Source organism: Buchnera aphidicola (Lipaphis pseudobrassicae) (assembly GCF_005081185.1).
Lineage (GTDB): Bacteria > Pseudomonadota > Gammaproteobacteria > Enterobacterales > Enterobacteriaceae > Buchnera > Buchnera aphidicola_AD.
In genome coordinates this window covers 195,025-204,658 of record NZ_CP034870.1, presented here as the reverse complement: position 1 = coordinate 204,658, position 9,634 = coordinate 195,025, and the positions used below count along the sequence as shown (strand labels likewise).

Sequence of the window (9,634 nt, the reverse complement as noted above, 5' to 3'; positions counted from 1 at the left end):
ATAAAAAATTATTTTATATAATTTATTTAGTAAATTTGAAATAAATAAAAAATAGTCTTTTAATATATCTATATATTAATACTTAATATATTAATACTTAATATTTTAAGTATAGATATCTATATTAAATTTAAAAAATAATTCAATATATCAAACACAAAGTATTTTAAAAAACGAGATTTTGATGTCTACAACTCAAGAATTCAATTTGTTAAGTAATCGCTTTCGTAGTTTTTATCCTGTTGTAATAGATATTGAAACTGCAGGATTTAATGCTCAAACTGATGCATTATTAGAAATTGCAATAATAACATTAAAAATGGATAAATTAGGATGGTTACATAAAGAAGATACATTACATTTTCACATAGAGCCATTTGAAGGTTCTATAATAAACTCTGACGCAATAGCTTTCAATAAAATTGATCCTTTTAATCCATTACGTGGTGCTATTAGTGAAAATATAGCGATTAAATCAATATTGGATATGGTTCGTAAAGGAATAAAAATAGAAGGATGTAGTAAAAGTATTGTTGTTGCACATAACGCTAATTTTGATCATAATTTTTTAATGGCAGCTATTCAAAGAGTAAAAGTAAAAAATAATCCTTTTCATCCATTTGTTACGTTTGATACTGCATCACTTAGTGGTTTAGCATTAGGACAAACAGTTTTAGCTAAAGCATGTAAAGCTATTGGTTTAACTTTTGATAATAATCAAGCACATTCTGCTCTTTATGATACATTACAAACAGCTAATCTTTTTTGTGAGCTAGTGAATCGTTGGAAACGTTTAGGCGGATGGCCATTAAATCAAATAAAAAAAAAATAAAGTGATATCTATATGTTTTTGAAATTGATATATAAAATATATGACATTACAATATAGATTAATATTTTAATAGTCTTTATGTAATGTCATATAATCTTGAAAATTAACTAATGTATATTTTTTAAAATATTTTAAAATATTATTTTGTATGTTTTTTTATTGCATCTGATATTAATTTTTTTAAAGTACCATTTTCCAACATGTCAAGTATAATACTACATCCACCAACTAATTCACCGTCTACCCATAACTGGGGAAATGTTGGCCAATTTGCATATTTTGGTAATTCATTTCTAATATCTATATTTTCTAAAACATCTACATAAGCAAATTTTTCTCCACAAGATGATAAAGCTTGAACAGCTTGTGCAGAAAATCCACAACTAGGTGATTGAGGCGTTCCTTTCATGTAAATTATAATAATATTATCTTTAATTTGCTTTTCTATTTTTTGAATAATATTCATGTTTTTCCTATTTTAAAAGTTTATATAAAAAATTATTAAATTACACTAATCTAAAATATACTATTAAACAATTAATAGACAAGTTTATTTTTTTTTGTAATAATAACATAGAAAATAAGGGGCTGTTTTTGGATTTGACAAAATTATCCACAAAATAAAGTGCATGCCGAGGAACGGTTTGCCTCGATAAAAAGCCGTGAAAAAATAGTTGCAAACAATAAACAAAACTACGCTTTAGCAGCTTAAAAACTGTATAAAGCCCTTTCTGCTCAGCTTTCTTTCTCTTAAGACGAGGATTACAGAAAGGTCAAAAAAAAGAGAAAAACGTAAATGTTAAGCTTGATAACAAATACGTAATAACTTTTCAAGCTATATGTCTAAAATGTGTTTTTTCAAATTAGACAATAAATTTAAAAAATAAAAAACTAAGCATGTAGTGCTTTATTATCGTAGAAATTTTGGACGCGGGTTCAAATCCCGCCAGCTCCAAAATTAATATTATTAAAATATTGCTTTTGAATTATGTAAAATTAAATCTAATTACTTTATTATCTTTAAAATATAAATTTAACATTTTTTTTTGAAAACTTTTTCCAAATTTTTTATTAACAAAACAATAATGATAGACATCCTGAAAAGAATCAGATAAAACTGGATTATCAAATAAATAAATAATTTCTTCTTTCGTCATACCAATATAGTTTTTATTCAATAAACTTTGATTTAAACATATTGTTTCAATATGATTAAAATCATGATTTTGTTTATTTAATGATGAACAACTAGGAAAAAAAATGACTATCAATAGTATTTTTATATAATTATTCATTATAATCTCTTATTCTTCTTTTAATATATAAACATGAGTAATATGTATTTATGAATAAAATAACTATTTTATTTTAAAATATAATTTTAAAAAAATTTTTTAGACCAATTTAACTTAGATGTCAACGTATGAAAATAATTATAACTTTTAGGATGAATTAGATTTAAATAAAAACTACTTCTACGAATAAATACACATTCACCTTTTTTAATTGTTAAAACAATTTGACTATCACAACTGATTTTTAAGTTTGTTTCTACTTTAGAAAATTTTAAACAAATAATACTATCGCTATCAATTACTAAGGGACGAGCTGATAGTGTATGTGGAAACATTGGTACTAAAACAATAGCATTTAAAGATGTTGCTATAATAGGACCGCCTGCTGAAAGTGAATAACCAGTAGAACCTGTTGGAGTTGAAACAATTAATCCATCTGCTCGTTGAGCAAAAGAAAATTTATTATTAATATAAACTTCAAATTCTATCATATGAGCTAAATGTTTTGTATGTAAAACTACTTCATTAATCGCTATACTAGATCTAGAAACAACTTTTTTTTTAGATACTTGTACATCTAATAAAAAACGGTTTTCTAATAAATAATGACCAGATAAAACTTCTGATAATTTTTCTAATCCAGTATCAGGGTTTAAATCAGTAAGAAAACCTAAATTTCCTCGGTTAATCCCAATAATTTTAATATTATAAACTGATAAAACCCGTGCTGCACATAATAGATTACCATCTCCTCCTATAATAATTGCTAAATCACAAAATTTACCAATTTGCATCAATGTAGCTGTATTAGCGTTATGTATTTTTAATGTTCTTGCAACAGTAGATTCAATAAAAACTTTATAACCATTTTTTATCAACCACTTATAGAGTATCTTATGTGTTATTAATGCACTTGCATGACGTGGATATCCAACAATACCAATACAAGTGAAATATTGCTTCATTACATAAAAATTCCTAATCAAAATAATATATATTATATTATAACAATCAATAACCTTGAAAGATTAATTATAAACCTTATAATATATTATTATTTAATAATATTAAATTTGGTAAAATTTATGGATAATCAAGAAAAAAAATTAAATAATGAAGATATAGAAAAAAAAGAAGAAAATATAGAAGACATTAACAAAAAAATTGATAGTTTAAAATTACAAATATCAGAAAGTAAGAAACAAATCAATGATATTGAATTACGTAAATTAGCAAATATAGAAAATATAAAAAAAAGCACAATAGAAAAAATCAAAATAATAAAAAAGATACAAACAGAACAATTTTTAAAACAAATTATTCCGATTATAGATTCTCTTGAAGACGCTTTAACAGTATCTAAGAAATTAAATTCTAATAATACAGTTTTAATAGAAGGAATTAAATTAACATTACAATCGTTTTTAGATACATTAAATAAATTAGATGTAACAATAGAAGGAAAAGAAGAAGAATTATTTGATTCTAATCTTCATGATGCTATTACAATAGAAAAATCTAACACCATTCCACCTAACCATATTATCTCTGTTAAAAAAAAGGGATTTATGCTGAAAAAAAAATTGCTACGAAAAGCACAAGTCATAGTTTCTAAAGAATAATTTTTATTTTTAAAAAAGTCATATTAAAAACATTTATTTTATTTTTAAATCATGAACCAATTAATTGGTTTTTTATTATTTCTAACTAATATCTTATTAGTTAAAGAAAAATGTTTGCAACCAAAAAATCCACGATAAGCTGATAATGGAGAAGGATGAGGTGCTTTTAAAACATAATGACATTTAGTGTTAATTAAATGTGATTTTTTTTGTGCATCATTTCCCCAAAGCAAAAATATAATAGAATTTTTATAGAAATTAATTGAAGAAATTACCTTATCAGTGAAAATATTCCAACCTATATTACTATGTGATTTTGGTTTTTTTGATTCAACAGTCAAACATGTATTTAATAAAAAAACACCTTGATGGGCCCAATTATCAAGACATCCATGATTAAATGTATATTTTTTTTTAAAGTCATCATTTAACTCTTTATATATATTCTTTAAAGAAGGTGGTATAGTACAACCATAAGGAACAGAAAATGATAAACCATGTGCTTGATTATAAGAATAATATGGATCTTGTCCAAGAATAACAACTTTAATATCATTGAAACTAGTTAATAAAAAAGCTCTAAAAACATCTTTTTTATGTGGACAAATAATTTTTTTTAAACGTTCTTTTTTAAGAAATTCCATCATATTAATAAAATATTTTTTTTTTTCTTGAGATAAAATATTTTTCCAAGAAAATTGAGTTTGCATTTTTAGTGTATCCATTTGATATAAAATTTGAATTAAAATATTTTTTAAAAATATCTTTTAAATTAAAATAGTCTTATCAAAGATATATTTTTCTTTAAAAAATAAACAATTATAGGAAAAAAAATGATTTTAGTAACACAAAACGCACCGAATTTTATAGCTCCTGCAATTTTAAAAAACAATGAAATCGTCGAAGAGTTTGATCTTAAAAAATATTCTAATGGAAAAGCATTGGTATTGTTTTTCTGGCCTATGGATTTTACCTTTGTTTGTCCATCTGAAATAATAGAATTTAATAAAACTTATCTAGATTTTAAAAAAAGAAATACAAAAATTGTTGGTGTTTCGATTGATAGCATTTTTGTTCATCAAGCATGGAAAAATACATTACCTAAAAACGGAGGTATTGGGAAAATAAGTTTTCCTATAGTATCTGATATCAAACGTAATATACAGAAATCTTATGGTGTTGAACATCCAGTTCTTGGAGTAGCGTTAAGAGCATCTTTTTTAATCGATTCAAATTGGATTATACGTCATCAAGTTGTTAATGATCTTCCATTTGGAAGAAATATAAAAGAGATGATAAGAATGATCGATGCCATGGAATTTTATAATAAAAATGGTGATGTCTGTCCCGCCAATTGGGAAAAAGGTCAAAATGGAATGCAACCCTCTATTGAAGGAGTATCAAAATATTTAAGTAAAAAATATTAAAAAAATTAAAGTCAGCAAAAAAACAATATTTTATGCTGGCTTTATTTTTTAATACAATGTTTTTTAGTCAATTATTTTTATAAAATTTGTATTTTATAAAAAAATATATTTTTCCTTAAATAAAATGATCATCATCATGATCAATATCTTCATCCTCTACTTGATAGTTATCATTTGAAACATCTAAGTTAGATGTACTTCCATTAACTTGATGTTCATTTTCTTCATAATCAACTAAATTATCATGATTAATATCTGGTGTACTATTATTGTTATGATTTTGCGAAAATGTATCATTATTATTGATAGTATCAAATACCTCTTGTTCTGGTTGAGAATGATTGAATACATTCATTAACATATTTCCTAAAATCATACCACCAGCAACACCTGTTGCTGTCTGTAATGCATTACTAAGAAAACCGCTCCTATTATTAGTTGCTATAGGGCTAGATTGCATTGTAGGAGAAGACATAGATGGATTAGAATAATGAGATTGCAAATGATTTTCTTTGTTTTTCCATACATTATTATCATGAGATAATGTTTGAGAAGTAGGATTTGTTTTAAAAAAATTTGATAAGAAACTTGGTTTTTTATTAGATTCTTCTGTTTTTAATATTTTGATTTTTTTCTTTAATTCTTCAATTTTTTCACTCATTTTTTTTATGGCTGTTTCTTGTATCAATATTGTTTGAGCCATATAATAAGAGGAAGATGGTTGTTTTTTTACTAATTGTTGAATTAATTTATCAGCTGAATTATCTCTTTCAAAAGAATTTAGTTCAGTCGTTTTTAAACGATGAAACAAATTTTCTATTAAATTTTTTTCTTCATCTTTCATATAAGATCTCATTTTAAAGTCAAATTAATAAACTATTATATTTTATAATTAATTGTCAATGTTTTTAACAAAAAATTAAAATTATTTTTATATTAATACTTTCATTTAAAATACACAATACAAAAAAATATTTTTTATTATAAAATAACGAATTTTATAAAAATTCTATTCTCATATATGAGAATAATGTGCTTTAGATCCATCTAAAAGATTAATTATGTTATACTTTTCTACTTAATATGATCATTTTATAATAAAAAGAGATAATAACTTTATGAAAGATCTTCAAAGAGAAATCATACAAGTGAACATAGAAGAAGAGTTAGAAAACTCTTACTTAGACTATGCTATGTCTGTAATAGTTGGACGAGCTTTGCCTGATGTGCGAGATGGTTTAAAACCTGTTCATCGGAGAATACTATTTGCAATGTATGTATTAAATAACGATTGGAATAAAGCATACAAAAAGTCTGCTCGAATAGTAGGCGATGTCATAGGAAAATACCATCCTCATGGAGATTCAGCTGTATATGATGCTATAGTTCGAATGGCTCAAAAATTTTCTTTACGTTATATGCTTATAGACGGTCAAGGAAATTTTGGTTCTGTAGATGGAGATTCAGCAGCAGCAATGAGATATACAGAAGTTCGGATGTCTAAAATATCTCATGAACTTTTAAGTGATTTGGAAAAAAATACTGTTGAATTTGTACCAAATTATGATGGAACAGAATATATACCAGAAATCCTACCATCAAGAATACCTAATCTTTTAATAAATGGTTCATCAGGTATCGCTGTTGGAATGGCAACAAATATTCCTCCTCATAATTTAAACGAAGTAATTAATGGATGTTTAGCATATATTAATAACCCTGATATTACTTTAGAAGAATTAATAAAATATATTCCGGGACCTGATTTTCCAACAGCTGGTATTATTAACGGAAAATCAGGTATTGAAGAAGCTTATCTTACAGGAAAAGGTAAAATTTATATTCGAGCTCGTAACATAATTGAAAAAAATAAAAAAAGCAAGAAAGAATCTATTGTTTTCAATGAAATACCTTATCAAGTAAATAAATCACGTTTAATCGAAAAAATAGCAGAATTAGTAAAAGATAAAAGAATTGATGGGATTACTGCTTTACGTGATGAATCAGATAAAGATGGAATGAGAATTGTTATTGAAATAAAAAAAGAAGCTATGTCTGAAATAATTTTAAATCAATTATATTCCTTAACACAACTACAAGTTTCTTTTGGAATTAATATGGTAGCTTTATGTCAAGGACAACCAAAAACTTTATCTTTAAAAGCAATTTTAAAAAACTTCTTATCTCATAGACAAGAAGTCATCATGAGACGTAGTCTTTTTGAACTTAAAAAAGCACGAAATCGCATTCATATTTTAGAAGGATTAAATATTGCTTTAATTAATATTAACTTGATTATTAAAATAATAAAAAAATCAGGAAATTCAATCGACGCAAAAAATTTAATAATGAAACAAAAATGGATATCTGAAGAAATAGACACTTCTCAAGTAAATTTGAAAAAAAATAACGAATATTTTTTAACTGAAATACAAGTACAAGCTATTTTAGATTTACGTTTACAAAAATTAACTAATTTAGAAAGAAATAAAATTATTACAGAATACAATGAATTAGTAAAAGTATGTGAGGAATTAAACAATATACTTCAAAATACAAATCGTATGCTTGATGTTATTAAAGAAGAATTATTATTAATACAGAAAAATTTTGGTGATAAAAGACGAACTAACATTATAGAAAACCATACTAATATAAAAATTGAAGATTTAATTAATCAAGAAGATGTTGTAGTCACACTATCTCATTCAGGATACGTAAAATATCAACCTATTTCTGATTATAATGCTCAAAGACGAGGTGGAAAAGGAAAATCAGCTGTAAAGATAAAAGAAGAAGATTTCATAGAAAGTTTAGTCATAGCAAATACTCATGATACTATATTATGTTTTTCTAGTCGAGGTGTTTTATATTCAATAAAAGTTTATCAATTGCCAGAATCTAGTAGACATGCAAAAGGAAAACCTATAGTAAATTTATTACCTTTAAATGCAAAAGAAAGAATTACGGCTATATTACCAGTAAGTGAATATAAAGACAATCTTAATATTTTTATGGCTACTGCTCATGGAATAGTTAAAAAAAGTTCTTTAAGTCAATTTAAAAAACCTAGATTTTCAGGAATAATTGCGATTAATTTACACTCTAATGATGAGCTTATTGGTGTTGCTTTAACTGATGGAAATAACAATATTATGTTATTTACAGAAAATGGAAAAGTAGTTCAATTTTTAGAAAATAGCGTTAGAACTATGGGTAGAACTGCATCAGGAGTTAAAGGAATTAAAATTAAAAAAAATGATAAAGTAGTTTCTCTAATTGTTCCAAACAATAAAGGAAGTATTTTAATAGCAACAAAAAATGGTTACGGAAAACGAACAAAAATTACTGATTTCCCAATAAAGTCACGTGCCACTCAAGGTGTTATTTCAATAAAAATAACAAAAAAAAATGGAAAAATTATTGGAGCAATACAAGTTTTAGAAAAACATCAAATCATGATGATTACTGATGCAGGTACACTAGTTAGAATAAGGGTATCTGAAGTAGGTGTATTAGGAAGAAATACACAAGGTGTAATTTTAATAAGAACATCAAAAAACGAAAAAGTTGTTGCTTTACAAAAAATTGTAGAATCTATATAAAAAAATATATTTACTTAAAAAGTAAAAATATAAAATATTAAAAAACACCTCTTTTACATTCTTTTATATAGGTTAAAATTAATATGGAAAATAGTATTTTTGTTACTAAAAGAAACGGGAATAAAGAAAAAATAAATTTAGATAAAATCCATAAAGTATTAAATTGGGCAGCCGAAGGATTAGATAATGTTTCTGTTTCACAAGTTGAATTACGTTCTCGTATTCAATTTTATAATAATATTACAACAGTTAATATTCATGAAACTATTATTAAAGCTGCAGCTGATTTGATTTCACAAGATGTACCAGATTATCAATATATGTCAGCAAGATTAGCTATTTTCCATCTTAGGAAAAAAGCTTATGGTAAATTTGAACCACCTACGTTATATGAACATGTTAAAAAAATGGTTTCTTTAAAAAAATATGATCAAAATTTATTAAAATATTATTCTTATGAAGAATATTTAAAGATGAATTCTTTTATTGATCATTGGAGAGACATGAATTTTTCATATGCTGCCGTAAAGCAATTAGAAGGTAAATATTTAATACAAAATCGCACCACTGGAAAAATATATGAAAGTGCACAATTTTTATATATTTTAATTTCTGCATGTTTATTTGCTCAATATCCAAAAAAAACTAGAATGAACTATGTTCAACGTTTTTATGATGCTATTTCAACCTTTAAAATTTCATTACCAACTCCAATCATGTCAGGCGTAAGAACTCCTACTCGTCAATTTAGTTCTTGTGTTTTAATTGAATGTGATGATAATCTTGATTCTATTAATGCAACTACGAGCTCTATTGTAAAATATGTTTCTCAACGAGCAGGAATTGGTATTAA

Annotated in this window: 10 protein-coding genes and 1 other RNA gene; 6 read left to right on the top strand and 5 right to left on the bottom strand. The window is 24.9% G+C overall.

Annotated features, from left to right (window positions below; all coding sequences use genetic code 11):
* The first annotated feature begins 184 nt into the window (after nt 1-184).
* Nucleotides 185-832 (top strand): ribonuclease T, encoded by a 648-nt coding sequence (gene rnt, locus D9V70_RS00970; RefSeq protein WP_158355909.1) that lies wholly within the window; start codon nt 185-187, stop codon nt 830-832.
* Between the two features lie 139 nt (nt 833-971).
* On the opposite strand, the gene grxD is transcribed toward rnt, so the two are convergent.
* Nucleotides 972-1,298: a Grx4 family monothiol glutaredoxin gene (gene grxD, locus D9V70_RS00965; RefSeq protein WP_158355908.1), complete on the bottom strand. Its 327-nt coding sequence runs from the start codon at nt 1,296-1,298 to the stop codon at nt 972-974.
* A 118-nt stretch (nt 1,299-1,416) separates the two neighbouring features.
* On the opposite strand from grxD, the gene ssrA reads away from it, so the two are divergent.
* Nucleotides 1,417-1,790, top strand: a transfer-messenger RNA (tmRNA) gene (gene ssrA / locus D9V70_RS00960).
* Between the two features lie 28 nt (nt 1,791-1,818).
* Here ssrA and D9V70_RS00955 read toward each other — a convergent pair.
* Both D9V70_RS00955 and nadK read right to left on the bottom strand, forming a co-directional pair.
* A complete protein-coding gene (locus D9V70_RS00955; RefSeq protein ID WP_158355907.1) occupies nt 1,819-2,127 on the bottom strand; it encodes an outer membrane protein assembly factor BamE in 309 nt (102 codons plus the stop codon).
* An 86-nt stretch (nt 2,128-2,213) separates the two neighbouring features.
* The gene (gene nadK, locus D9V70_RS00950) at nt 2,214-3,092 is read right to left on the bottom strand and encodes an NAD(+) kinase (protein ID WP_158355906.1); all 879 of its coding nucleotides are present in this window, start codon (nt 3,090-3,092) and stop codon (nt 2,214-2,216) included.
* 120 nt (nt 3,093-3,212) lie between these two features.
* Here nadK and grpE point away from each other — a divergent pair, with 120 nt between their 5' ends.
* Nucleotides 3,213-3,749, top strand: a complete 537-nt coding sequence (gene grpE / locus D9V70_RS00945) for a nucleotide exchange factor GrpE (protein ID WP_158355905.1) — start codon at nt 3,213-3,215, stop codon at nt 3,747-3,749.
* A 44-nt stretch (nt 3,750-3,793) separates the two neighbouring features.
* On the opposite strand, the gene ung is transcribed toward grpE, so the two are convergent.
* Nucleotides 3,794-4,459 carry a uracil-DNA glycosylase gene (gene ung / locus D9V70_RS00940; protein WP_158355904.1) on the bottom strand — a complete coding sequence of 222 codons (666 nt, stop codon included), beginning with the start codon at nt 4,457-4,459 and terminating at the stop codon, nt 3,794-3,796.
* Between the two features lie 123 nt (nt 4,460-4,582).
* On the opposite strand from ung, the gene D9V70_RS00935 reads away from it, so the two are divergent.
* Complete coding sequence (locus D9V70_RS00935) at nt 4,583-5,176, top strand: redoxin domain-containing protein (protein WP_158355903.1); 594 nt, start codon at nt 4,583-4,585, stop codon at nt 5,174-5,176.
* Between the two features lie 115 nt (nt 5,177-5,291).
* On the opposite strand, the gene D9V70_RS00930 is transcribed toward D9V70_RS00935, so the two are convergent.
* A complete protein-coding gene (locus D9V70_RS00930) occupies nt 5,292-6,020 on the bottom strand; it encodes a DUF2076 domain-containing protein (protein ID WP_158355902.1) in 729 nt (242 codons plus the stop codon).
* Nucleotides 6,021-6,294: 274 nt separating this feature from the next.
* On the opposite strand from D9V70_RS00930, the gene gyrA reads away from it, so the two are divergent.
* Nucleotides 6,295-8,781, top strand: coding sequence for a DNA topoisomerase (ATP-hydrolyzing) subunit A (gene gyrA, locus D9V70_RS00925; protein WP_158355901.1), 2,487 nt, complete (start codon nt 6,295-6,297; stop codon nt 8,779-8,781).
* A gap of 83 nt (nt 8,782-8,864) precedes the next feature.
* Nucleotides 8,865-9,634, top strand: a 770-nt coding sequence (locus tag D9V70_RS03250) for a ribonucleotide reductase N-terminal alpha domain-containing protein (protein ID WP_253254819.1), incomplete at its 3' end; no start/stop codon positions are given.